Source organism: Chelativorans sp. AA-79 (assembly GCF_029457495.1).
GTDB lineage: Bacteria > Pseudomonadota > Alphaproteobacteria > Rhizobiales > Rhizobiaceae > Chelativorans.
In genome coordinates, this window is the sequence record NZ_CP120361.1 from 533510 (window position 1) to 557621 (window position 24112).

23 protein-coding genes are annotated in these 24112 nt (G+C 65.2%); 13 read left to right on the top strand and 10 right to left on the bottom strand.

Going from position 1 to position 24112, the window contains the following annotated elements:
- Positions 1–6: 6 nt before the first annotated feature.
- From PVE73_RS02635 to PVE73_RS02645, 3 genes are read right to left on the bottom strand one after another with little or no spacing between them, the layout of a single operon-like run.
- Entirely contained in the window at positions 7–153 is a 147-nt protein-coding gene (locus tag PVE73_RS02635) for a peptide ABC transporter permease (protein WP_277365454.1), read from the bottom strand.
- 52 nt (positions 154–205) lie between these two features.
- The gene (locus PVE73_RS02640) at positions 206–670 is read right to left on the bottom strand and encodes a DUF6644 family protein (RefSeq protein WP_277365455.1); all 465 of its coding nucleotides are present in this window, start codon (positions 668–670) and stop codon (positions 206–208) included.
- Between the two features lie 25 nt (positions 671–695).
- Positions 696–1085, bottom strand: coding sequence for a DUF6152 family protein (locus PVE73_RS02645; protein WP_277365456.1), 390 nt, complete (start codon positions 1083–1085; stop codon positions 696–698).
- Between the two features lie 369 nt (positions 1086–1454).
- Between PVE73_RS02645 and PVE73_RS02650 the strand changes: the two genes are divergently transcribed.
- The 4 genes from PVE73_RS02650 (at position 1455) to PVE73_RS02665 (ending at position 5265) form a co-directional block, all read left to right on the top strand.
- Positions 1455–2489, top strand: coding sequence for an aspartate-semialdehyde dehydrogenase (locus PVE73_RS02650; protein ID WP_277365457.1), 1035 nt, complete (start codon positions 1455–1457; stop codon positions 2487–2489).
- Positions 2490–2624: 135 nt separating this feature from the next.
- Positions 2625–3032 carry a DUF1761 domain-containing protein gene (locus PVE73_RS02655; RefSeq protein WP_277365458.1) on the top strand — a complete coding sequence of 136 codons (408 nt, stop codon included), beginning with the start codon at positions 2625–2627 and terminating at the stop codon, positions 3030–3032.
- An 86-nt stretch (positions 3033–3118) separates the two neighbouring features.
- Positions 3119–3388: a helix-turn-helix transcriptional regulator gene (locus PVE73_RS02660; RefSeq protein ID WP_277365459.1), complete on the top strand. Its 270-nt coding sequence runs from the start codon at positions 3119–3121 to the stop codon at positions 3386–3388.
- 152 nt (positions 3389–3540) lie between these two features.
- Positions 3541–5265 carry a SulP family inorganic anion transporter gene (locus tag PVE73_RS02665; RefSeq protein WP_277365460.1) on the top strand — a complete coding sequence of 575 codons (1725 nt, stop codon included), beginning with the start codon at positions 3541–3543 and terminating at the stop codon, positions 5263–5265.
- 152 nt (positions 5266–5417) lie between these two features.
- On the opposite strand, the gene PVE73_RS02670 is transcribed toward PVE73_RS02665, so the two are convergent.
- From PVE73_RS02670 to PVE73_RS02690, 5 genes are all read right to left on the bottom strand, one after another.
- Positions 5418–6017 carry a septation protein A gene (locus PVE73_RS02670; RefSeq protein ID WP_277367323.1) on the bottom strand — a complete coding sequence of 200 codons (600 nt, stop codon included), beginning with the start codon at positions 6015–6017 and terminating at the stop codon, positions 5418–5420.
- A gap of 57 nt (positions 6018–6074) precedes the next feature.
- Positions 6075–7625 (bottom strand): signal recognition particle-docking protein FtsY, encoded by a 1551-nt coding sequence (gene ftsY / locus PVE73_RS02675; protein ID WP_277365461.1) that lies wholly within the window; start codon positions 7623–7625, stop codon positions 6075–6077.
- 7 nt (positions 7626–7632) lie between these two features.
- Entirely contained in the window at positions 7633–8910 is a 1278-nt protein-coding gene (mtaB, locus tag PVE73_RS02680) for a tRNA (N(6)-L-threonylcarbamoyladenosine(37)-C(2))-methylthiotransferase MtaB (RefSeq protein WP_277365462.1), read from the bottom strand.
- A complete protein-coding gene (gene dapF / locus PVE73_RS02685) occupies positions 8910–9791 on the bottom strand; it encodes a diaminopimelate epimerase (RefSeq protein WP_277365463.1) in 882 nt (293 codons plus the stop codon). The genes mtaB and dapF overlap by 1 nt, the downstream gene beginning before the upstream one ends.
- A 77-nt stretch (positions 9792–9868) precedes the next feature.
- A complete protein-coding gene (locus tag PVE73_RS02690; protein ID WP_277365464.1) occupies positions 9869–10030 on the bottom strand; it encodes a DUF1328 family protein in 162 nt (53 codons plus the stop codon).
- A gap of 188 nt (positions 10031–10218) precedes the next feature.
- Between PVE73_RS02690 and PVE73_RS02695 the strand changes: the two genes are divergently transcribed.
- The 9 genes from PVE73_RS02695 (at position 10219) to lpdA (ending at position 21795) form a co-directional block, all read left to right on the top strand.
- Complete coding sequence (locus PVE73_RS02695; protein WP_277365465.1) at positions 10219–10758, top strand: protease inhibitor Inh/omp19 family protein; 540 nt, start codon at positions 10219–10221, stop codon at positions 10756–10758.
- A 62-nt stretch (positions 10759–10820) separates the two neighbouring features.
- Positions 10821–11993, top strand: coding sequence for a cell division protein ZapE (gene zapE, locus PVE73_RS02700; RefSeq protein WP_277365466.1), 1173 nt, complete (start codon positions 10821–10823; stop codon positions 11991–11993).
- A gap of 197 nt (positions 11994–12190) precedes the next feature.
- Entirely contained in the window at positions 12191–13156 is a 966-nt protein-coding gene (gene mdh / locus PVE73_RS02705) for a malate dehydrogenase (protein ID WP_277365467.1), read from the top strand.
- Positions 13157–13168: 12 nt separating this feature from the next.
- A complete protein-coding gene (sucC, locus tag PVE73_RS02710) occupies positions 13169–14365 on the top strand; it encodes an ADP-forming succinate--CoA ligase subunit beta (protein WP_277365468.1) in 1197 nt (398 codons plus the stop codon).
- A gap of 4 nt (positions 14366–14369) precedes the next feature.
- Positions 14370–14741, top strand: coding sequence for a cupin domain-containing protein (locus PVE73_RS02715; protein WP_277365469.1), 372 nt, complete (start codon positions 14370–14372; stop codon positions 14739–14741).
- 8 nt (positions 14742–14749) lie between these two features.
- A complete protein-coding gene (sucD, locus tag PVE73_RS02720; RefSeq protein ID WP_277365470.1) occupies positions 14750–15658 on the top strand; it encodes a succinate--CoA ligase subunit alpha in 909 nt (302 codons plus the stop codon).
- A gap of 133 nt (positions 15659–15791) precedes the next feature.
- Positions 15792–18779: a 2-oxoglutarate dehydrogenase E1 component gene (locus tag PVE73_RS02725; RefSeq protein ID WP_277365471.1), complete on the top strand. Its 2988-nt coding sequence runs from the start codon at positions 15792–15794 to the stop codon at positions 18777–18779.
- A 37-nt stretch (positions 18780–18816) separates the two neighbouring features.
- Complete coding sequence (gene odhB / locus PVE73_RS02730) at positions 18817–20106, top strand: 2-oxoglutarate dehydrogenase complex dihydrolipoyllysine-residue succinyltransferase (RefSeq protein WP_277365472.1); 1290 nt, start codon at positions 18817–18819, stop codon at positions 20104–20106.
- Between the two features lie 276 nt (positions 20107–20382).
- Positions 20383–21795, top strand: a complete 1413-nt coding sequence (lpdA, locus tag PVE73_RS02735; protein ID WP_277365473.1) for a dihydrolipoyl dehydrogenase — start codon at positions 20383–20385, stop codon at positions 21793–21795.
- A 75-nt stretch (positions 21796–21870) separates the two neighbouring features.
- Here the strand turns inward: lpdA and PVE73_RS02740 are convergent, their stop codons facing one another.
- Both PVE73_RS02740 and PVE73_RS02745 read right to left on the bottom strand, forming a co-directional pair.
- Complete coding sequence (locus PVE73_RS02740; RefSeq protein WP_277365474.1) at positions 21871–22302, bottom strand: hypothetical protein; 432 nt, start codon at positions 22300–22302, stop codon at positions 21871–21873.
- Positions 22303–23020: 718 nt separating this feature from the next.
- Complete coding sequence (locus PVE73_RS02745; protein WP_277365475.1) at positions 23021–24073, bottom strand: TraB/GumN family protein; 1053 nt, start codon at positions 24071–24073, stop codon at positions 23021–23023.
- Between the last annotated feature and the right edge of the window lie 39 nt (positions 24074–24112).

The window sequence follows — 24112 nt, forward strand, 5'->3', positions numbered from 1 at the left end:
CGGACGTCAGGCCAACGCCAGGGCTATTCCCAGGATCACGATGCCCGCCAGGCCGCCGATGAAGATCGCGCGGCGCAGCGGCGTCTTCAGCACGACATCGCCCTGGCGTGCCTTTCTGCCGGATATGGTCGTGGGTTTCCGGTTCTCGGCCATCGGTCTTCCGTCCTTTGTCCGGCAACCGGCCGGGGCGGAAAATGTTCCCCCATCACACGAACCCGATGAACCGGCCGCAGACCAGCACGCCGAGCCAGAGCAGGATCGACAGCGCCGCCGCAAGCTTCGCCGCGGGGTGCCTGCTCGCGGTGCCGTCAGATCCGGAGACGAAAAGGCGCAGCGCCAGGAGGTTGAGACCCGCAAGCCCGATCAGCGCCATCTTGAGCCGAAAGGCCGGATTATGAAAATATTCGCCGGCGCGGATGGCGAACATCGGAAGGCCGGTTGCGAGTGCTCCGCAGAAGGCGATCAGCGCCGCGCGGCGCATCAGTTTCAGGAACGGCCGATATTCCTGGGCGGCCAGGAAGCCCAGGATCCGCAGGTCCATCAGGATCACGCTCGCAAGCAGCATTCCGATCGACAGGATGTGCGCGGCGTTGACCAGCGGATAGGCGTAGAACGACGCCCTGAGCGCGCGCGCAGGTGCAAGCTGCTCGATGATGCCGAGAAGCTCCACTCAGGCGGCCCGGCGGCGGGCCGCGTCAGTTCGGCGCGCGGCCCGGATACACATCATAGGTGTTTCCGTTGACGATGATGCGCACGGCCTTCATGCGCCGCTCGCTGTCGTCGCGCGAGCGGTTGCCGATGGCGGTGACCTCGTCTCCCGGCTTGGCCGTATCCTCGGAAAACCCGGCGGCGACGGTGCGCGAGGGTGGCGCCAGTTCGACGCGCCAGATCTCTCCCTCGACATCCACGTCCAGCGCAGCATGGGGGTTGCCGACATAGATCTCGGTGATCGTACCCTCCAGTTCGAACATGCCGTCCTCCGTCCAGGACCAGCCGTGATGGGCAAGCGCGGGAAGGGAAAGCGCAATGGGCAGGGCGACCACCAGCGCTCCGGGCAAAAGACCGATCGGCGGGAAAATCTTCATGGCCTTATCCTCGTTCTCCTGCCCCAAGGTAAGGTCTCGGCGGTGGCGGTCAATTCACGTTCGGGCGAGCGACCGGGCCCCGTGGGGAGACCCGATTGACTTCGCCCCGATTCCGCGTAAAACCCGTGCCGGAAACGGAGACTGCCTTGGACATGCGCTCTTCCGCGCGCCATATTGCGAGTTTTCATGCCGCTGCCGGAACCGGCGGCGCGGTTTCCCGCTTCACGAAGACGACGGCCAAAACGACCGCCAAAACGGTCTGACCTTCCTTGGCCGCTCGCTCTCTCCCCGAGACAGGCCCGGGGAGGAGCAGCCCGCGGGCCGGCGGGTTTGATCCACAGCCAAGCGGAGAGGGACAGGAGCTTATCCATGGGTTTCAAGATTGCTGTTGCCGGCGCCACCGGGAATGTCGGACGTGAAATGCTCAACATCCTGGAAGAGCGCGGCTTTCCCGCCGACGAGGTGGTGCCGCTCGCCTCGCGCCGCTCCGTCGGCACGGAAGTCTCCTACGGCGACAAGACGCTGAAGGTGAAGGCGCTTGACAATTACGACTTCTCCGACACCGATATCTGCCTCATGTCGGCGGGCGGCAATGTCTCCAAGGAGGTCTCGCCACGCATCGGAAAGCAGGGCTGCGTCGTCATCGACAACTCGTCCGCTTGGCGCTACGACCAGGACGTGCCGCTCATCGTGCCGGAGGTGAATCCCGATGCGATCGAGGGCTTCCGCAGGAAGAACATCATCGCCAATCCCAACTGCTCGACCGCCCAGCTCGTCGTGGCACTGAAGCCGCTGCATGACGCCGCCACCATCAAGCGCATCGTCGTGTCCACCTATCAGTCGGTCTCCGGCGCGGGCAAGGAAGGCATGGACGAGCTCTTCGAGCAGACCCGCGCCGTCTTCGTGGCCGATCCAATCTCAAACAAGAAGTTCACCAAGCGCATCGCCTTCAATGTCATTCCGCATATCGACGTCTTCATGGAGGACGGCTTCACCAAGGAAGAGTGGAAGATGGTGGCCGAGACCAAGAAGATGCTCGATCCGAAGATCAAGCTCACGGCCACTTGTGTGCGGGTGCCCGTCTTCATCGGCCATTCCGAGGCGGTGAACCTGGAATTCGAGAAGCCGATCACCGCGGACGAGGCACGCGAGATCCTGCGCGAGGCGCCGGGCTGCCTGGTGGTCGACAAGCACGAGGACGGCGGCTACGTCACGCCCTATGAGAGCGCGGGCGAGGACGCGACCTATATCAGCCGCATCCGCGAGGACTCGACGGTGGAGAACGGCCTTGCCATGTGGATCGTCTCCGACAATCTGCGCAAGGGCGCGGCCCTCAACACGGTGCAGATCGCCGAGCTGCTCGTCGCCCGCGGCCTCATCCAGCCGAAGAAGCAGGCCGCCTGATCCCACAGGAGTGCCTCCGCGTCCGGCCGCGCAACCGGGCGCGGCGGTCCGCATGCGCAGCTGTCGCGCTCGTCTTGACGGCGCGCGGGTGCGGCCTTTCAATCCGCTCATCTTGAGCGGGAAAGGAATCAGGCGATGGATTTCGGCGGAATGAATTATCTGGCGATCCTGGTGGCGGCCATCGCCGCCTTCGCCTTCGGCGCGGTCTACTATATGGCGCTGAGCAAGCCCTGGATCAGGGCCGCGCGGCTGAAGCCCGAGGAGATGAAGATGAGCCCCGTGCCGTTCATCACCTCCTTCGTGGCCGAGCTCGTCATGGCCTGGATCCTCGCCGGCGTGATCGGCCATCTGGGCGCGGGCCAGGTCACGTTCTGGAACGGCGTGATCTCCGGTGCCTTCCTATGGCTCGGCTTCATTGCCACCACCATCGCCGTCAATCATCGGTACCAGGGCTTCGGCTGGGACCTCACCCTCATCGATGCGCTGCATTGGCTCGGCGTCGCGGTCATCATGGGCGCGGTGATCGGATGGTTCGGTGCTTAAGGCAGCGTGGCACAAAACCTCATGATTGAGTTTCTAGACATCATTCATGCTATTTGATATATGAATAACCGTCAGACGGAGCGTTCATGATCACCGCTCGACAGATGCGCGCCGCGCGCGCCCTTCTCGGCATCGATCAGAAGCGGCTCGCCGAGCTTTCCGGCGTCTCGCTGCCCACGATACAGCGCATGGAGGCGAGCGACGGCCGGGTGCGGGGCGTGGTGGAGACCTTGACCAAGGTGGTCGAGGCCCTGGATGCGGCGGGCGTCGAACTGATCGGCGAGAATGCGCCGAGCACCGGCAGCGGGCGCGGCGTCCGCCTCAGGGAAGCGGTGCCTAGGAACGGCGAAGGCTGACGCAAAGGCTATTCCGGGGAAGCGGAACCGGCGTTCCATCCGGAATTGCGCAACAAGAAGAAGGCCGTTTCGAACCGGAAGGGATCGAACGGGTCTTGTGCAACGGCGTTCGCCGGGCAGGCCGACGATCCCGCTGCCAGGGGTCAAAAATCATGCTCGCCCGCGCTCACGAACCAGGTTTTCTCGATCTCTTCACGCCCAAGCTCGTCACGGTGCTGAGGGAAGGCTATGGTCTCTCCTCGCTCAAGGCCGACGCCGTGGCGGGGCTCACCGTCGCCATCGTCGCGCTGCCGCTGTCCATGGCGATCGCCATCGCCTCCGGCGTCGCGCCGGAGCGCGGGCTCTATACCTCAATTATCGGCGGCTTCTTCGTTTCGGCGCTCGGCGGGAGCCGATTCCAGATCGGCGGGCCGGCCGGCGCCTTCATCGTGCTTGTACTTGCCACGGTGCAGATGCATGGGGTGGACGGGCTTATCCTCGCCACATTCCTCTCGGGGCTCCTCCTACTTGCAATCGGCTTTCTGCGATTGGGTACTTTCATCAAATATATACCCTATCCCGTCACGGTCGGCTTCACATCCGGTATCGCCGTCATCATCCTGACCAGCCAGCTCAAGGATTTCCTGGGGCTCACCCTCGAAGGCCAGGAGCCCGGCCCCTTCATCCCCAAGCTGCAGGCGCTCGGTGCGGCCCTGCCGACGCTCAGTCCACCCGCGGTGGGCATCGCCCTCCTCGCTGTCGCGGTCATCCTCGTGTTGCGGCGCTACCGCCCGCACTGGCCGGGCTTTCTCATTGCCGTGGCGCTCACCACGCTCGTCGCCTGGGCCTTTTCGCTGCCGGTGGAGACGATCGGCACGCGCTTCGGCGGCATCCCGCAAGCGCTTCCCATGCCGCATCTGCCGGAGTTGTCGCTGGCAAAGGTCGTTGCCGTCCTGCCGGCGGCGCTCTCATTCACGCTTCTGGGCGGCATCGAAAGCCTGCTCTCCGCCGTGGTGGCGGATTCCATGAGCGGCAGGCGCCATCGTTCCAATGCGGAACTCGTCGCGCAGGGTGCGGCCAATCTCGCCTCCTCGCTTTTCGGCGGCATCTGCGTGACCGGCACCATCGCCCGCACGGCCGCGAATGTGCGCGCCGGCGCGCGGGGGCCCGTCTCCGGCATGCTGCATGCCGCCTTCCTGCTCGTCTTCATGCTGGTCGCTGCGCCACTCGCAAGTTTCATCCCGCTTTCGGCGCTTGCGGCCATCCTCGTGGTCGTCGCCTGGAACATGGCCGAAAAGCACCAGTTCGCTTCCCTTTTCAGGAGCTCGCGCGGCGATGCTCTCGTCCTCCTCGTCACTTTCCTCCTCGTCGTTTTCCGCGATCTGACGGAAGGCATCCTCGTCGGCTTCGCCCTGGGCGCGCTCCTCTTCCTGCACCGCATGTCCAAGGTGATCGAGGTCGACCACGCGCATCCGATCGCGGCAGCCGACAGGCCGGACGACGCGCCTGATGGGGAACCCTATCCGGCCGCGCTGAGGACCGACGAGGACATCGTCGTCTACCGCATTTCCGGTGCCTTCTTCTTCGGCGCAGCGGCGAGTGTCGCAACCGCGCTCGACCGTATGGGCGGCCAGCCGAAAACGTATATCATTGATATATCAGAAGTCGACGTGCTGGATTCCACTGCCGCCGCTACGATCGAGGGTTTTTCCCGCAAGGCCGCATGGCAAGGGGCGAGGGTCTATCTCGTCGGCGCCACGACGCCTATGCGCCATCTCCTGCACAAGCATGGCCTGCACGCGCCCCAGGTGCGCTTCTATCGCGGGTTGGAAGCTGCGTTGAAGGCTGCGAGGAAGGGAAAGAGGACACAATCACCTGCCACGTCATCCCGACGGTAGCGAGGAGCCGCGGACTATTGAACGCGCGGCCGGTTTCCGCAGCAGGCAAGGCGGTGCCGAAAGCGCGTGGTGAAGCATCGGGCCGCAGCCTCACGGGTGCGCCGCCAATGGATTCCCGGCCCCCCTTGCGGTCTGCCGGGATCACGAGTGTGTTATTCGCCCGCCTGCTTTCCCTCCAGCGAATGCCGCATAATGAGCGGCATCTGGCTCATGGTGAAGAGGATTGTGATGGGCATGATGCCCCATACCTTGAAGGCCACCCAGGCATCGGTGGAAAAGGAGCGCCAGACCACCTCGTTCACAACCGCGAGGAAGAGAAAGAAGAGCCCCCAGCGCAGGGTGAGCTTGCGCCAGCCTTCCGCGTCTAGCTTGAAGGCCGAATCGAAGACGTAGCCGAGCAGCGATCTGCCGAAGATGAGGCCGCCCAGCAGCACCGCGCCGAACAGCGCGTTGACGATCGTGGGCTTCATCTTGATGAAGGTCTCGTTGTGCAGGTAGAGCGTCAGCGCGCCGAAGACGAACACCACGACGCCGGAGACGAGCGGCATGATGGGCAGCGTGCGCGTGAGCGACCAGGAGACGGCGAGCGCAATGGCCGTCGCCGCCATGAAAAGCGCGGTGGCGATGAAGAGCGGGCCGCCGAGGCTCCCGAGCGCCGGGATGCGTTCCGCAAGCCATTCGCCGCGCGTGTTGGCGAAGAAGAAGACGAGCAGCGGCCCCAGCTCCAACACCAGCTTCAGGAGCGGGTTCATCGCCTTGCGCTTCGGGTCCGATGGATCGCGCTCGAAGATCGTGTTCTCGTCCGCCACTCAACTTACTCCTGCGATTGCCTTGGCAAAGTCGCCAGCCGAAAAAGGTTCCAGATCGTCGATCCCTTCGCCGACGCCGATGAAATAGACCGGCAGCTTGTGCTTGGCGGCGATGGCCACGAGAATGCCCCCGCGCGCCGTGCCGTCGAGCTTCGTCATCACCAGCCCTGAGACCCCCGCAACATTGCGGAAGATTTCGACCTGATTAAGGGCGTTCTGGCCGGTCGTGGCGTCGAGCGTCTGCAGAACCGTGTGAGGCGCTTCGGGATCGTGCTTGCCGAGCACGCGGACGATCTTTTCCAGCTCCGACATCAGTTCGGTCTTGTTCTGCAGCCGGCCCGCCGTATCGATGATGAGCACGTCGCTTCCCGCCGCCTTCGCCTTCTCGTAGGCGTCGTAGGCAAGGCCCGCCGCATCGGCGCCGAGCTTGGAGGAGACGACCGGCGCGCCCGTCCGCTCGCCCCAGATCTTGAGCTGCTCGATCGCGGCGGCTCGAAACGTGTCGCCCGCCGCCAGCATCACCTTGAGACCGCCCTGGCCGAGCTTGGCGGCGAGCTTGCCGATCGTCGTCGTCTTGCCGGTGCCGTTGACGCCCACCACGAGGATCACGTGCGGCTTGTGGGAGAGATCGAGTTCCAGCGGCAGGGCCACCGGCGTCAGCACCTTCTCGATCTCCTCCGCCATGATCGCCTGCACCTCGGCGCCGGAGACGTCCTTGCCGTAACGGCCCGCCGACAGCGCGTCGGTCACGCGCATCGCCGTCTCGAGCCCGAGATCGGCGCGCAGGAGCACGTCTTCAAGATCCTGCAGCGTGTCTTCGTCGAGCTTCCGCTTGAGGAAGATGCCCGCGATGTTGTCGCGCAACTCGCGCGAGGAGCGAGACAGGCCCTCGCGCAGCCGCTGGAACCAGGGTCTGCGCGGCTCTTCAGGGGTGGGCGCGGGGGCTTCTTCCGCCTTGCGTTCGACCGTCCTGGCGATGGTGACCCGCCCCTGGCGCAAGTCTTCCGCAAGCGTGCTTGCCTGATCCGGTTCTCCCGCAATCTCGGCCTGCGCTTCGACGAAGCCGGGACGGGGGGAGACGGGCGCCGGTGCCTCTTCGGGCGCAAGGGGCGCGGGAAACCCTCCCCCTTCCACTGTGGGCGCGGGGACTTCGGGCGGGGCCGGCGACCGGGACGGCTCCGGCGCCTGCGGAATTTCCGGCGCAGGGCTCGGCGGCTGCTCCGGGACCGGCTGCGGGACCTCCCGAGGCGGCTCCGGCACCTCGGGCGGGGTCTCCGGAGCGGGCTCGGGGATTTCCGGCTGCGGCGGTTCCGGGATTTCGGGGGCGGGCGAAGGCTCCGTCGGTTGCGCCGGCTCCTGCGGCTGGGCCGGCTCGGGCTCCGGCGGCACTTCGGCAGGTTTCCCGGGCTCCGGCTGGGAAGGCGTTTCCGGCGTGATCTCGGGCGTCGGGGTGCTCGTCAGCGCCTCGGCGGGCGCTTCGCCCTCCGCCGGCCTCTCCTCGACCTCCTTCTTGCCGAAAGAGAAAACCTTCTTGATGAAACCGAACGCCATTAAATCCTCAAGCCGCTTCGCGGATGGTTGCCGTCAACCGCTCGCCGTCGTGGCCGGTGACGAAGGCTTCCACGATCTCGCCAGGCCGGCCTGTCTCGATCGCGGCAAGCGTGAAGCCTTCCGTGCGGCCGAGCCCGTCGCGCTCGATCAGGATGCGCTGGCGCGTTCCGCCGAGGCTCACCAGATGCCTTTGGTAGGCGGCGTCACCGGCGGCACGCAGGCGTGCGGCACGTTCCTTCACCATATCGCGCGCCACCTGCGGCATGCGGGCGGCCGGCGTGCCCTCGCGGGGCGAGAAGGGGAACACGTGAAGATGCGTCAGCCCGCACTCCTCCACGATCCGGAGCGAGTTCTCGAACATCTCCTCCGTCTCGGTCGGGAAGCCGGCGATGATGTCCGCGCCGAAGACCACGTCGGGCCTGAGCCGCCGCACCTCTTCGCAGAAGCGGATGGAATCGGCGCGCAGATGCCGCCGCTTCATGCGTTTCAGGACCATGTCGTCTCCGGCCTGGAGCGAAAGATGCAGATGCGGCATCAGCCGCTCCTCCTCGGCAAGCGCCGCCATCAAGTCCGCATCCGCCTCGATGGAATCGATGGAGGAGAGGCGCAGCCGTCTCAGCTCCGGCACCTGCCGCAGGATCGTTCGCACCAGCCGGCCAAGCTTCGGCGTTCCCGGCAGGTCGGCACCGTAGCTGGTCAGGTCCACGCCCGTCAGCACCACCTCGGCATAGCCGTTCTCCACAAGCCGGCGCACCTGGTCAACCACTGCGCCCATGGGCACGGAACGGGAATTGCCGCGGCCGTAAGGGATGATGCAGAAGGTGCAGCGGTGGTCGCAGCCGTTCTGCACCTGCACGAAGGCGCGGGCGCGGCCCTCGATGGCGTCCACCATGTGCGAGGCGGTCTCGCGCACCTCCATGATGTCGTTGACGCGCACCTTCTCGAACCGGTTGATGCCGAAATCGGGCAGGGCGCGGTAGCTGTTTGCCTTCAGCTTCTCCTCATTGCCCAGCACGAGGTCCACTTCGTCCATCGCGCCGAAAGTGCCGGGCTCCGTCTGCGCCGCGCAGCCGGTGACGATGATGCGCGCCTCAGGGTGCTCGCGGCGCGCCTTGCGGATCGCCTGCCGGGCCTGGCGCACGGCCTCCGCCGTCACCGCGCAGGTGTTGACGATCACCGCGCCGCCTTGGAGCGCGGAAAGCCCCGCGGCGTCGGCCTCCCGCTTGATCACCTCGGATTCGTAGGCGTTGAGCCGGCAGCCGAAGGTGAGGACGTCGACCGCCATCAGGCCACCCCTGCCGTCTCGCGCTCCCACGCTCCCGTCTCGGGGTCGAAGCGGCCGGAAAACTCCCACTCCGCAGGCCCGGTCATCATCACGTGGTCGTCGTCGCGCCAGAAGATCTGAAGCGGCCCGCCCGGCAGGTTCACGGTCACGCGCCGGCCCGTGCGGCCGGTGCGGGCGGCCGAGACGGCGGCCGCGCAGGCGGCAGAGCCGCAGGCGAGTGTCAGCCCCGCGCCGCGCTCCCAGGTGCGCATGGTGAGTTCCCCGGGCGAATCCACGCGGGCGACGGTGATGTTGGCGCGCTCCGGGAAGATCGGATGGTTTTCGAGCATCGGCCCGAAACGCTCCAGATCATAGGAGTAGGGATCGTCCTCGACCCAGAATATGGCGTGCGGGTTGCCCATCGAGGCCACGGAGGGCGAATGCAGCACGGGCGCGTCGATCGGACCCACCTGCAACTCGATCTTGCGCGTGTCGCGGAACTCCTCGGCAAGCGGAATCTCCTGCCAGCCGAAGCAGGGCTTGCCCATGTCGACCGAGATCAGACCGGTTTCGTGCTCTTCCGCCGTCAGCACGCCCGCCACGGTCTGGAACGTAAAGGCCCGCCGTCCGGTCTCGGCGGCAAGCGCCTGCACCACGCAGCGCATGCCGTTGCCGCAGGCCTGCGCCTGGCTGCCGTCGGAATTGATGATCTCGACATAACTGTCCGTGCCCGGTAGGCGCGGATCGTGGATCGCCATGATCTGGTCGAAATGTGTGGCCGGGTCGGCAGCGAGCGCGCGCGCGGCGTCCGGGTTCACGCGGCCCGCACGGCCGCGCATATCGGCAACGATGATCGCATTGCCGAGCCCGTTCATCTTCGCGAATGACGCCTGTCCGGCCATAAGGCTCCAATCCCTTCGGGGTTCGGGGCCTATATGGCGGATAGCGGCGGAAATTACCAGATGGCGCGGGGTCTAAGTCAGGCAATCGCGAAGACGCCGAGTACGGCCAGCAGGAAGAGCACGAGCACGATGCCGATCAGGATCTTGACGCCCGTCATCGCCACGCCTGCAAGCGAATTCAAGCCGAGCAGGCCGGCAACGGCTGCTACGATCAAAAGAATGAGTATCCACTCAAGCATCAGAAACCTCTCCGGTTGAAACCGAAGTGTTAACGCGCCCTCCCGCCGCCGGTTCCTCCATCACGGGCGGCAAGGCAAATTTCCACTTTGAAACCGGTTCTTAACCATAGATGGATGTGATAGCTTCCTGATCTCGCCTGGATGGACCAGTCAGGGCGTCATTGGGTAGGCCCAAAACGGAGAGAGGAATGCCGAGTTCGAAAACCGGAGTTTTTGCGATTTCGCTTCTGGCGCTTGCCTTGGCCGGCTGCCAGTCGGAGCGGCTCAACCCGGTGCCAGCGCGCGCGCCGCAACCGCTGCCCGCGGCGCCCTCCGGCACCGTGACCGGCAGCCAGCTTCCTCCGCCCGCACAGCCCGGTGCAGGCGGGTTCCCGCCCGCTCCCGGCCAGACGGGAACCGAGATGGCTGCCGTCGATCCGGCCGGCCAGGCCGCAGCCGCCTCCGCCGCGCCCATCGAGAAGAACAGCCTGCTCGGCTCGTGGAGCGTCAACACGGGCGGCTCGACCTGCCAGATGTTCCTGACGCTCACCAAATACGGCAATTCGTCCCGCGGCGGTACGCGCGGCTGTTCCAACGAGCTTGCCAATATGCGGGCCTGGGATGTCGCCGGCAATCAAGTCGTCGTCTATGATGAAGGCGGCAACACGATCGCTCGCCTTAATTCCACCGGGGCAGGCAGCTATAGCGGCCAGACGACGGGCGGCTCGTCGATCTCGCTTTCCCGCTGAAAGCGGCGTGCGGGCGCGTCGCGCCCGCCTTCCATGGAACGAAAGGTTCTTCGGCCCGTCTCATGTCCCTGCGTGACGTAGAAACCCATCCTTCCGTTGCGCGGCGCTACGCGCATATGGTCGAGACGGGAGCCGTGTCCCGTGACGAGCAGCAGGAGAAGGTCGCGGTCGCGCTCGACGGCCTGATCTCGCGCATCGCGGAGCGTCGGCTCGCCCGCAAGTCCAGCGCGCTGGGCTGGCTTTTCGCCAAAGGCAGGAGAAACAGGGAGCCCGTTACCGGGCTCTATCTTTATGGGGGGGTCGGGCGCGGCAAGACCATGCTCATGGACCTCTTCTTCGAACTCGTGCCGGTGCGGGGGAAAAGGCGCGTCCATTTCAACGCTTTCATGGCCGACGTGCATGACCGTATCGCCGCCCACCGTGCCGCGCTCAAGAACGGGGAAACGCGCGAGACGGACCCGATCCCTCCGGTCGCCGCGGCCCTCGCGAGCGAGGCGTGGGTGCTGTGCTTCGACGAGTTCTCCGTGACCGACATCGCCGACGCGATGATCCTTTCCCGCCTTTTCTCCGCCCTGTTCGCCGAAGGCGTGGTGCTGGTGGCGACCTCGAACGTGGCGCCGGACGATCTTTACCGTGACGGCCTCAACCGCGGCCTGTTCGAGCCCTTCATCGACGTCCTGAAGCGGCATGCCAAGATCATGCATCTCGACGCCGGCACCGACTACAGGCTGGAGAAGCTCAGTCGCCTTCCGGTCTATCTCACGCCGCTGGGCCCCGAGGCCGATCGCACGATGGACGAAGCGTGGGAAGCGGCCGCAGGCGGCCGGGAAGGGCACGAGGAGACCCTGACGGTCAAGGGGCGGAGCGTGGCGGTGCCGAAGGCCGCCGGCCGCGCGGCACGCTTCGACTTCGCCGATCTGTGCAGCAAACCGCTCGGCGCGCGCGACTATCTCGCCATCGCTCAGCGCTTCGACACGGTCTTCATCGACCACGTGCCGGCGATGGACCTTTCGCGACGGAACGAGGCCAAACGCTTCATCCTGCTTGTCGACACGCTCTATGACAGCCGCACGCGGGTGTTCCTCTCCGCCGAAGCGGCACCGGAGGCGCTCTACCGGGCCGCCTCCGGAACGGAGAAATTCGAGTTCGACAGAACCGCCTCGCGGCTTGTCGAGATGCAGAGCCGCGAATGGGCACTGAATGCGCCGGAGCCGGAGGTTTCCGCGGCCCGATAAGGTTGGCGATTACGTTTACGTAAATCCCGAATGATCTAAACGATTGAAAACACTGGGGTCAAAAGAATCGGTTGAATTTTTACGCCTGCGGCATTATGGCAAGCGGGATTTTCAGGGCCTTCTTCCGGCTCCAGCCCTCGCAATCTGTCGGCCTCTGCTCGTGCGGCCGGCGCGTCTGAAAAGGGGATTCTCAAAACATGGCTCGCAACAAAATCGCTCTCATCGGTTCGGGCATGATCGGCGGCACGCTTGCCCATCTGGTCGGCCTGAAGGAACTGGGTGACGTCGTCCTGTTCGACATCGCCGAAGGCATTCCGCAGGGCAAGAGCCTCGACATCGCCGAATCCTCCCCGGTCGAAGGCTTCGACGCGAAATATCTGGGCGCGAACGACTATGCGGCGATCGAGGGCGCGGATGTCTGCATCGTGACGGCTGGCGTGCCGCGCAAGCCGGGCATGAGCCGAGACGACCTCCTGGGCATCAATCTGAAGGTGATGGAGCAGGTGGGCGCCGGCATCAGGAAGTATGCGCCCAACGCCTTCGTGATCTGCATCACCAATCCGCTCGACGCCATGGTATGGGCGTTGCAGAAGTTCTCCGGCATGCCCAAGAGCCACGTGGTGGGCATGGCGGGCGTGCTCGATTCGGCCCGCTTCCGCTACTTCCTTGCGGAGGAGTTCAAGGTTTCCGTGGAGGACGTGACGGCCTTCGTGCTCGGCGGCCACGGCGATTCCATGGTGCCGCTGACGCGCTATTCCACCGTTGCCGGCATCCCCATTCCGGACCTCGTGAAGATGGGCTGGACCACGCAGGAGAAGATCGACCAAATCGTGCAGCGCACGCGCGACGGGGGCGCGGAGATCGTCGGCCTCCTCAAGACCGGCTCGGCCTTCTACGCGCCGGCCTCCGCGGCCATCGCCATGGCGGAGGCCTTTCTCAAGGACAAGAAGCGCGTGCTTCCCTGTGCAGCGCATGTCTCCGGCCAGTACGGCGTGAAGGACCTCTATCTGGGCGTGCCGGTGGTGATCGGCGCCGGTGGTGTGGAGCGCATCATCGAGATCGACCTGAACAAGACCGAGCAAAAGATGTTCGAAAGTTCGGTGGGCGCCGTCGAGGGCCTGTGCACGGCCTGTGCAGAAATCGCGCCGGCCCTGAAAAAGTAGGAGCTCTTCGACATGAACATCCATGAATATCAGGCCAAGGAACTCCTGAAGGGTTACGGCGCACCGGTCGCGCAGGGCGTGGCGGTGTTCACGCCCGATGAGGCGGAGGCCGCCGCAAAAAGACTGCCCGGACCGCTCTATGTGGTGAAGAGCCAGATCCATGCCGGCGGGCGCGGCAAGGGCAAGTTCAAGGAACTCGGCCCCGACGCCAAGGGCGGCGTGCGGCTCGCCAGGTCCGTCGAGGACGTGGTGGCCAATGTCAAGGAGATGCTCGGCAATACGCTGGTCACCAAGCAGACCGGTCCCGGGGGCAGGCAGGTGAACCGCCTTTATGTCGAGGACGGCGCCGACATCGCCCGCGAGCTCTATCTCTCGATCCTCATCGACCGCACGGTCGGCCGGCCCGCCTTCGTCGTCTCCACCGAGGGCGGCATGGACATCGAGGCCGTGGCGGAGGAGACGCCGGACAAGATCCTGACTCTCGCCGTCGATCCCGAAAAGGGCGTGACGGCGGAGGATGTAGCCAAGATCAATGCAGCGCTCGAGCTCGATGGCGAGGCGGCCAGGGACGGCGAGGCGCTGTTCCCGACGCTCTACAAAGCCTTCACCGAGAAGGACATGAGCCTGCTCGAGATCAACCCGCTGATCGTGATGGAGAACGGCCGCCTGCGCGTGCTCGACGCCAAGGTCTCCTTCGACAACAACGCGCTCTTCCGCCACGAGGACGTCGTCGCGCTGCGCGACACGACGGAGGAAGACGCCAAGGAGATCGAGGCCTCCAGATACGACCTCTCCTATGTGGCGCTGGACGGCGATATCGGCTGCATGGTGAACGGCGCCGGCCTTGCCATGGCGACCATGGACATCATCAAACTCTATGGCGCCGAGCCCGCCAACTTCCTCGATGTGGGGGGCGGCGCGTCCAAGGAGAAGGTGACGGCCGCCTTCAAGATCATCACCGCCGACCCGAACGTGAAGGGCATCCTGGTCAACATCTTCGGCGGCATCATGCGCTGCGACGTGATCGCGGAAGGTGTGGTGGCCGCCGTGAAGGAAGTCGGCCTCAAGGTCCCGCTCGTCGTTCGTCTCGAAGGCACCAATGTCGATCTCGGCAAGAAGATCCTCGCCGAGAGCGGCCTCGACGTGACTCCCGCCGACGACCTCGACGACGCGGCCAAGAAGATCGTGGCGGCGGTGAAGGGAGCCTGACTCCATGCCGCCCCGGAAGATCAACCTGCTGGAAGCGGCGGACCGCCAAATTCAGAAGGTATTCGACCCGCACGTGGCCGGCGATGTGAACGAATCCCAGGCGAAGGTCGCCAAGTTCGGCGAGGTCTTCGACTGGCATGCTCACGAGAAGGAGGACGAGGCGTTCCTCGTTCTGCGCGGGCGGATCGCGATCGATTTCCGGGACGGCTCCGTCGAACTCGACGAGGGCGAGTTCCTCGTCGTGCCGCGGGCGGTGGAGCACCGTCCGCGTTCTCTGACCAGGGAACCGGTGGTGCTGATGTTCGAACCCGCCACGACCCTCAATACCGGCAATGCCGAAAGTGACCTCACCGTCACCGAGCTGAAGCGTCTGTAGGAGATAGAATGTCCATTCTCGTCAACAAAGACACCAAGGTCCTCGTCCAGGGGCTGACGGGCAAGACCGGCACTTTCCATACGGAGCAGGCGCTTGCTTATTACGGCACCAAGATGGTCGGCGGGGTCCATCCGAAGAAGGGTGGCGATATCTGGCGCAGCGGCCTCGACAGCGCCGCCGAATTGCCGATCTTCGCCACTGTCGCGGAAGGCAAGGAGAAGACGGGCGCCGACGCTTCCGTCATCTATGTGCCGCCTGCAGGGGCCGCCGCCGCGATCGTCGAGGCGATCGAGGCGGAGATCCCGCTCATCGTCTGCATTACCGAGGGCATCCCGGTGATGGACATGGTGCATGTGAAGGCGAAGCTCGAAAAGTCGAAGTCCCGCCTCGTCGGGCCGAACTGCCCGGGCGTGCTCACGCCCGAGGAGTGCAAGATCGGCATCATGCCGGGCAACATCTTCAAGAAGGGCTCGGTGGGTGTTGTTTCACGCTCGGGCACGCTTACCTACGAGGCGGTGTTCCAGACCACCAATGAAGGCCTCGGCCAGACCACGGCCGTCGGCATCGGCGGCGATCCGGTGAAGGGCACCGAATTCATCGATGTCCTGGAGATGTTCCTGGCCGACGACGAGACGAAATCCATCATCATGATCGGCGAGATCGGCGGCTCGGCGGAAGAGGATGCCGCGCAGTTCCTGCTCGACGAGGCCAAGCGCGGCCGCAAGAAGCCGATGACTGGCTTCATCGCCGGCCGCACGGCGCCCAAGGGCCGCACCATGGGCCATGCGGGCGCGGTGATCTCCGGCGGCAAGGGCGGCGCGGAAGACAAGATCGCGGCCATGGAGCGGGCGGGCATCAAGGTGTCGCCCTCTCCGGCCCGGCTCGGAAAAACCTTGGTCGAGGCGATCAAGGGTTAGCGAGTAGCGAATAGGGGAGTAGCGAATAGGGACGTACAGGATCGGCGGATGCGCGAGAGGAAATCCCTGCTCGCTATTCGCTACTCCCTACTCGCTCTGAACAGGAGACGAAGCCAAAAGCTTCGAGATAAAGATGGCACGGCAGAACCAGGCCAACGACGATTTTTCCATCACCTCGTTCCTCTACGGCGGCAACGCCGCTTATATCGAGGATCTCTACGCATCCTATGAAAGCGATCCGGGCTCGGTCAGCGATGACTGGCGCGCCTTCTTCAGCCAGCTCAAGGATAACGCCGCGGACGTGAAGAAGAGCGCGGAGGGCGCCTCCTGGAAGAAGAAGGACTGGCCGCTCACCGTCAATGGCGAACTGGTCTCCGCGCTCGACGGCAATTGGGCGGCGCTCGAAGGAGACATCGACCTCAAGCTCAGGAAGAAGGCGGCCGAAGGCGGCGTGGCCCTCTCGGAAGCCGAGGTGCACCGCGCCACGCGTGATTCCGTCCGCGCCATCATGATGATCCGTGCCTACCGCATGCGCGGGCACCTGCACGCCAATCTCGATCCGCTCGGCATCGCCAACCCGCTCGAGGACTACAACGAGCTTTCGCCCGAGGCCTACGGCTTCACGGAGGCGGATTTCGACCGGCCGATCTTCATCGACAACGTGCTCGGGCTGGAGACCGCCACCATCCGGGACATGCTGGCGATCCTGAAGCGCACCTACTGCTCCACGCTCGGCGTGGAATTCATGCACATCTCCAACCCCGAGGAGAAGGCCTGGATCCAGGAGCGCATCGAGGGGCCGGACAAGGGCGTGGCCTTCACCGCCAACGGCAAGAAGGCGATCCTGCAGAAGCTGATCGAGGCGGAAGGCTTCGAGCAGTTCATCGACGTCAAGTATAAGGGCACCAAGCGCTTCGGCCTCGACGGCAGCGAATCGCTCATCCCCGCGCTGGAGCAGATCATCAAGCGCGGCGGCCAGTTGGGCCTCCAGGAGATCGTGCTCGGCATGGCCCATCGCGGCCGTCTCAACGTGCTCTCCCAGGTCATGGGCAAGCCGCACCGCGCCATCTTCCACGAGTTCAAGGGCGGCTCCATCGCCCCTGACGACGTGGAGGGCTCGGGCGACGTGAAGTACCATCTCGGCGCCTCCTCCGACCGGGAGTTCGACGGCAACAAGGTGCACCTGTCGCTGACCGCCAATCCATCCCATCTGGAGATCGTCGATCCGGTGGTGATGGGCAAGGCCCGCGCCAAGCAGGACCAGCTTTACGGCCGCACGCGTGACGAGGTGGTGCCGCTTCCCGAGCGCGCCCGCGTCATGCCGCTTCTCCTGCACGGCGATGCCGCCTTCGCCGGCCAGGGCGTCGTCGCGGAATGCCTGGGGCTATCGGGGCTGCGCGGCCACCGCGTCGGCGGCACGGTGCACTTCATCATCAACAACCAGATCGGCTTCACCACCAATCCGCGCTTCTCGCGCTCCTCGCCCTATCCTTCAGATGTGGCGAAGATGATCGAGGCGCCGATCTTCCACGTGAACGGCGACGATCCGGAAGCGGTGGTCTATGCCGCCAAGGTGGCCACCGAGTTCCGCATGGCCTTCCACAAGCCGGTCGTCATCGACATGTTCTGCTACCGCCGCTTCGGCCACAATGAGGGCGACGAGCCGGCGTTCACGCAGCCGATCATGTACAAGATGATCCGGTCGCATCCCACGACGGTCGAGATCTATTCGAAGAAGCTCGTCGAGGAAGGCCTCGTCACCAAGGACGACATCGACCAGATGCGGGCCGAGTGGCGCTCGACGCTCGAGGCGGAGTTCGAGGCCGGGCAGTCCTACAAGCCCAACAAGGCCGACTGGCTCGATGGCGCCTGGTCGGGCCTCAAGAAGGCCGATGACGAGGACGAGCAGCGCCGCGGCAAGACCGCCGTGCCGGTGAAGACGCTCAAAGAGATCGGCAAGACGCTGACGGAGGTGCCTGAGGGTTTCGAGGTTCACCGCACCATCCGGCGCTTCCTGGACAACCGCAAGAAGATGATCGAGACCGGCGAGGGGATCGACTGGGCGACGGCCGAGGCGCTGGCCTTCGGCTCGATCCTGCTCGAAGGCAATCCCGTGCGCCTTTCCGGCCAGGATTCGGAGCGCGGCACCTTCTCGCAGCGCCATTCCGTGCTCTACGACCAGCGCGACGAGAATCGGTATATCCCGCTCAACCATCTGGGACCGCAGCAGGCCTATTACGAGGTCATCAACTCGATGCTTTCGGAAGAGGCGGTCCTGGGCTTCGAGTACGGATATTCACTGGCCGAGCCGCGGGCGCTGACGCTCTGGGAAGCCCAGTTCGGCGATTTCGCCAACGGCGCACAGGTGGTGTTCGACCAGTTCATCTCGTCGGGCGAGCGCAAGTGGCTGCGCATGTCCGGCCTCGTCTGCCTCCTGCCGCACGGCTATGAGGGCCAGGGGCCGGAGCACTCCTCCGCCCGCCTGGAGCGCTTCCTGCAGATGTGCGCCGAGGACAACATGCAGGTGGCGAACTGCACCACCCCCGCCAACTACTTCCACGCCCTGCGCCGGCAGCTGAAGCGCGACTTCCGCAAGCCGCTCATCCTGATGACGCCGAAGTCGCTCCTGCGGCACAAGCGGGCGGTCTCGACCCTTTCGGAACTGTCGGGCGAGAGCTCGTTCCACCGGCTTTTGTGGGATGATGCGCAGTCTTTGCCGGGCGAGCCGATCAAGCTCGTCAAGGATTCGAAGATCCGACGCGTCGTCATGTGCTCCGGCAAGGTCTATTACGACCTCTACGAGGAGCGCGAGAAGCGCGGCGTCAACGATGTCTATCTCCTGCGCGTGGAACAGCTCTACCCGTTCCCGGCCAAGGCACTGATCACGGAGCTGTCACGCTTCCGCAATGCGGAGATGGTCTGGTGTCAGGAGGAGCCCAAGAACATGGGCGCCTGGTCTTTCATCGATCCCTATCTCGAATGGGTGCTGCAGCACATCGAAGCGAAGAACAAGCGCGTGCGCTATGCGGGCCGGCCGGCCTCCGCTTCGCCCGCCACCGGCCTCATGTCCAAGCATCTGGAGCAGCTCGCGCAGCTTCTCGAAGACGCGCTGGGCGGCTGAACGCAACGACCTCAAAAAGAACCGACGGAACAGAACCATGGCTACTGAAATCCGCGTTCCCACTCTGGGTGAATCCGTTACCGAGGCCACCATCGGCCGCTGGTTCAAGCAGGTCGGCGACGCGATCGCCGTCGACGAGCCCCTCGTCGAGCTCGAGACCGACAAGGTGACGGTGGAGGTGCCTGCGCCTTCCGCCGGCACGCTGCAGGAGATTTCCGTCAAGGAAGGCGAGACCGTCGAGGTCGGGGCGCTGCTCGGCTCCATCGGCGGGGGCGGCGCTGCTGCCGCGCCGGCCAGGCAGGCGCCCGCCCGGGAAGAGAAGGAGGAAGCCGTGGCGCAGGCCGCGGGTGCCGCCGGCAGCGAAGACACCGGGCAAGCCGTCGAGAAGACCGCGGAAGTGGGCGGCGAGCCGCAGATCGAGGAGCGCAAGCGGCCGCCTGCACCTTCCGCCGCCAAGCTCATGGCCGAGAACAAGCTCTCGAGCGACGATGTCGCCGGTTCCGGCAAGGACGGGCAGGTGCTCAAGGGCGACGTGCTGGGCGCTATCGAGCGCGGCGGGCGCGGCGCGCCCAGCCAGCCGGCCGAGACGCCGAAAGTTGCCCGCGCGCCTTCCGCAGCGGAGGACGAGGCACGCGAGGAGCGTGTGAAGATGACGCGCCTGCGCCAGACCATCGCGCGCCGCCTCAAGGATGCGCAGAACACGGCCGCCATGCTCACCACCTTCAACGAGGTGGACATGACGGCCGTCATGGACCTGCGCAAGAAGTACAAGGACCTGTTCGAGAAGAAGCACAATGTGAAGCTCGGCTTCATGGGCTTCTTCACCAAGGCGGTCTGCCACGCGCTGAAGGAGATCCCGGCCGTCAATGCCGAGATCGACGGCGCGGACATCGTCTACAAGAATTACTGCCATATCGGCGTGGCCGTGGGCACGGACCGCGGCCTCGTCGTGCCCGTGGTGCGCGATGCCGACCGCATGAGCATCGCCGAGATCGAAAAGGAGGTCGGCCGTCTGGGCGCGGAAGCCCGCGACGGCAAGCTCGCGCTGGCCGACATGCAGGGCGGCACCTTCACCATCTCCAATGGCGGCGTCTACGGTTCGCTGATGTCGACGCCGATCCTCAATGCCCCGCAGTCGGGCATCCTGGGCATGCACAAGATCCAGGAGCGGCCGATGGTCGTCGGCGGGCAGATCGTCGTCCGCCCCATGATGTACCTCGCCCTCTCCTACGATCACCGCGTCGTCGACGGCAAGGAGGCGGTCACCTTCCTTGTCCGCATCAAGGACGTGCTCGAGGATCCCGAACGCTTGGTGCTCGATCTTTAGGACAGATGGTTTCAGGATTTCACTCCGGGCGGTTACCCCCCTCTGCCCTGCCGGGCATCTCCCCCTCAAGGGGGGAGATCAGCCTGGATTACCCCCTTCGCCAGCCGTCACAGTTGCAGAACAGGTGTCGCGGTGAACGGCCGGTGCAGTCTCCCCCCTTGAGGGGGAGATGTCCGGCAGGACAGAGGGGGGTGCGAAGGGGCGCAAAACTTTCCATCGGCCAAGTAGAGCTGAAAACGATTTTCCCTTTCCCCAAGAAGCAAGTGAGGGACTTCCATGCCCGACACCTATGATGTCGTCGTGATCGGAACCGGCCCCGGCGGCTATGTCTGCGCCATCAAGGCCGCCCAGCTCGGCCTCAAGACCGCTGTCGTGGAGAAGCGGCCGAACCATGGCGGGACCTGCGTCAATGTGGGCTGCATCCCTTCCAAGGCGCTGCTGCACGCCACGGAGATGTTCGCGGAGGCCGGGCATTCCTTCGCCGATCTCGGCATCGACGTGGGCACGCCGAAATTCGAGCTGAAGAAGATGCTCGCCCACAAGGACAGGACGGTCGAGCAGAACGTCAAGGGTCTCGATTTCCTCTTCAAGAAGAACAAGATCGACGTCTTCCGCGGCACCGGGCGCATCGCCGGGGCGGGCAAGATCCTCGTCACCGGCGAGGACGGCAAGGACCAGACGGTGGAGACGAAGAACATCGTCATCGCCACGGGCTCGGACGTTGCCGGCATTCCCGGCGTCGAGGTGAAGTTCGACGAGAAGGTCGTGGTCTCCTCCACCGGCGCGCTAGAGCTTTCCAAGGTGCCCGAGCGCATGGTCGTGGTCGGCGGCGGCGTGATCGGGCTGGAGCTCGGCTCCGTCTGGTCGCGGCTGGGCTCCAAGGTGACGGTGGTCGAATATCTCGACACCATTCTCGGTGGCATGGACGGCGAGGTGGCCAGGCAGTTCCAGCGCATGCTGTCCAAGCAGGGCTTCGAGTTCAAGCTGGGCGCCAAGGTGACCGGCGTTTCCAAGACGAAGGGCGGCGCATCCGTGACCTTCGAGCCGGCCAAGGGCGGCGAAGCCGAAACGATCGAGGCGGATATCGTGCTGGTCGCCACCGGCCGCAAACCCTACACCGAGGGCCTCGGCCTCGAGGAGGCGGGGGTCGAAGTCGACGAGCGCGGCCGCGTGAAAACCGACGAGCATTTGCGCACCAACGTGCCTGGCATCTACGCCATCGGCGACGTGATCGCCGGTCCCATGCTCGCCCACAAGGCGGAGGACGAGGGCGTGGCCGTGGCCGAGATCGTCGCCGGCCAGGCGGGTCACGTGAACTACGAGGTCATCCCGTCCGTCGTCTATACGAGCCCCGAGGTTGCTTCGGTGGGCAAGACCGAGGAGGAGCTGAAGAAAGCCGGCATCGAGTACAATGCCGGGAAATTCCCCTTCAGCGCCAATGGCCGCGCCCGCTCCATGCTGCACACGGACGGTTTCGTGAAGGTGCTTGCCGACAAGAAGACGGACCGCGTCCTGGGTGTCCACATCCTGGGCTTCGGCGCCGGGGAGATGATCCACGAGGCGGCGGTGCTTATGGAGTTCGGCGGGTCGTCGGAGGATCTGGCACGCACCTGTCATGCCCATCCGACCATGTCCGAAGCGGTCAAGGAGGCGGCGCTGGCCACCTTCTACAAGCCGATCCACAGCTGATTCGTCTCCCGGCGGAGGAGAAGGAACGGCCGCGGACGAGTCCGCGGCCGTCTTCGTTTGCAGCAGCTTCGGGTCCTACTGCCCGGCCGGAGCCGGCTCGCTCGGGGCGGGCGCGGTCGTGCTGCCCTCAGGGGCAGCAGGCGCGGTTCCGCCGGCATCGCCGCCGGTGGCGCCGCCGCCCGTATCCGGCGTGGCGGGAGCGGTCTCTGCCGGGGCTTCGCCCGTCGCACCGCCTGGAGCGGGTGCTATTGTGGTCTCGTCGCCCTCGGGCACGATCACGGTCTCCTCACCCTCCGGAGCCACGGCGGTATCAGCCCCTCCGAAGAACTCGGAACCGCCGAAGGCCAGGAACAGAATGATGAGGATCGCCGCAATCACGGCGACGACGATGAAGGTGCCGCTGCCGCCGCCGCGAACCACCGTCTGGTTCACGGGAGGCGGCGTACCGGCCGGATCGACCCTTGGATCGGTGCCCGGCGCGTCTTTGGGTCTGTCGTAATCAGCCATCGGACCATTCTCCGTTTCTCTTGGCGACGAAACGTCCTATCGGGATGGAGGGTTCCGTCTTCGGGTGCGAGTGGACCGCAGCCGCCGTCCCAGGCGGGGATAAAATCCGCCCCTCCAAAATCTTTTTGCGACGCCAACCCTCTGTTCCTACTCGCTATTCTCTATTTCGCCACTCGCTCATCGCACTCTTTTTCTCCCCACCCTCTCAGCCCGTATTATTCTTGCCCCATCGCTCTCGCGGGAACCGGATGCGCACCGGGTGTTCGGGAGGGCGGCGGAAACCTCCTCCCCAGGATCGGAACCTGGGGATCCGAGGGCCCGCGACAGGCCGGCGGTGCCGGGGCGGTGGGTGTGAGACGCCGTTTCCGGAAAAACGGATGCTGGTGAGAGACGGCATCGCGGAAACCGCGGAGAAGCCGCTAGGGCTCTCCTTCGGCCCGGCAGAGACCACCCCCTTCATCGGGTGCAGCCGGGAAGGAGAAGGGTCCGAGTGATCGGCCGAGGTCGGGACAGACTCCGGCGGGGGTGAGGAGCGGTCCGCGCAGCGGACGAAAAGCCAACGATTTGGCTTTTCGAGCGAACGAACGCCCGGAGCGAAAGCGGAGGGCCAAAGGGAGCGCCTTATTTAATTTTGTGGCGCGAACGGTGCGCCCCGCTTCCCAAATTCTTTGACAATGGCCAGACGGTGCAAACCGGGCGTGGCAATGGTGAGGCACGCCTACTCCGCGCGGCTCACGCGGTACCCGGCATCGCGCAGCAATTCGATCAGGCCGGTTTCACCCGGCAGGTGCATGGCGCCGACGGCGATGAAGGCACCGCCTTCCTCCAGCAGCGGCACGGCGCGTTCCGCCATCACGCGATTGCGCATCTTGACCATCCGCTCCTCGAAGGCCGCATAATCCGCTTCTTCCTGTCCTTCGAGTTCGAGAAGCTCGCCGAGCGCCGGGCGGAACATGCCCGTCTCGCCCTTGATGTAGAGCGCGACCATGGTCTCGATCACGTCGTCCATGCGCTCCCCCAGATCGAGCGTGCCGACGAGGCCCTGTATGTGGAGGTCCAGCGGCAGCGATGCCATGGCGGAGAGCTGCTCGGTTACCGTCTCCAGGCCGGTCACGTCCTTCCCCGCCGCCTCGGCCTCCTGGGCAAGCTTGGCATCGAGCACCGGCGTGCCCTTCTGCTGGCGCTGAAGCTCGCATTCGGGCAGCGAGACGAGCGAGATGAGAATCCAGGGTTTCATCCGTATGACGCTCTGGAGCGGCATGCCCCTCTTCTGCAGCGCCTCCTCCACGGTTTGCCGCTGCTCGGGCGTGAGGTGATCCGTCAGGCTCTCGCCCTCGGGAAACATCATCAGTCCGGGCTTCTCCAGCATTGCCGCCATCATGGCCTGCCGGTCCAGGATATCCGTTGTCTCGATCACCACCTTGCGCGCTTCGGCAAAGGCATTCTGCGCGGCTTCCGGCAGCTTGGTCACGCGCGGATCGGTCACGTGCATCGTGCCGAACAGATAGGACGGAGCGGTTGCCCGGCCCTCCACGCGCCAGAGGAGACCCTCGCCATTGGGAATCGCTTCGGCTTCCGTCTCGATGCGGCGCAGGAGGGCGGGATTCTCCCTTCCGAGCTCGGCCACGAGGTCCGTGCCGGTGCAGGCGGCTTCCTCCGCCGCCCTTCCGGCTGCCGGCAATGCCGCAAGGAAGAGGAGGAGCAGGGCAGCGGCGAGGGTGGTAAGCAAGGGCCGGGCCGGGTGGCCGGGGGCAAGGCGATCATTCTTCATGCGGTCAGGCGATAGCGGAGAAACAAGGCGAAATTGGCC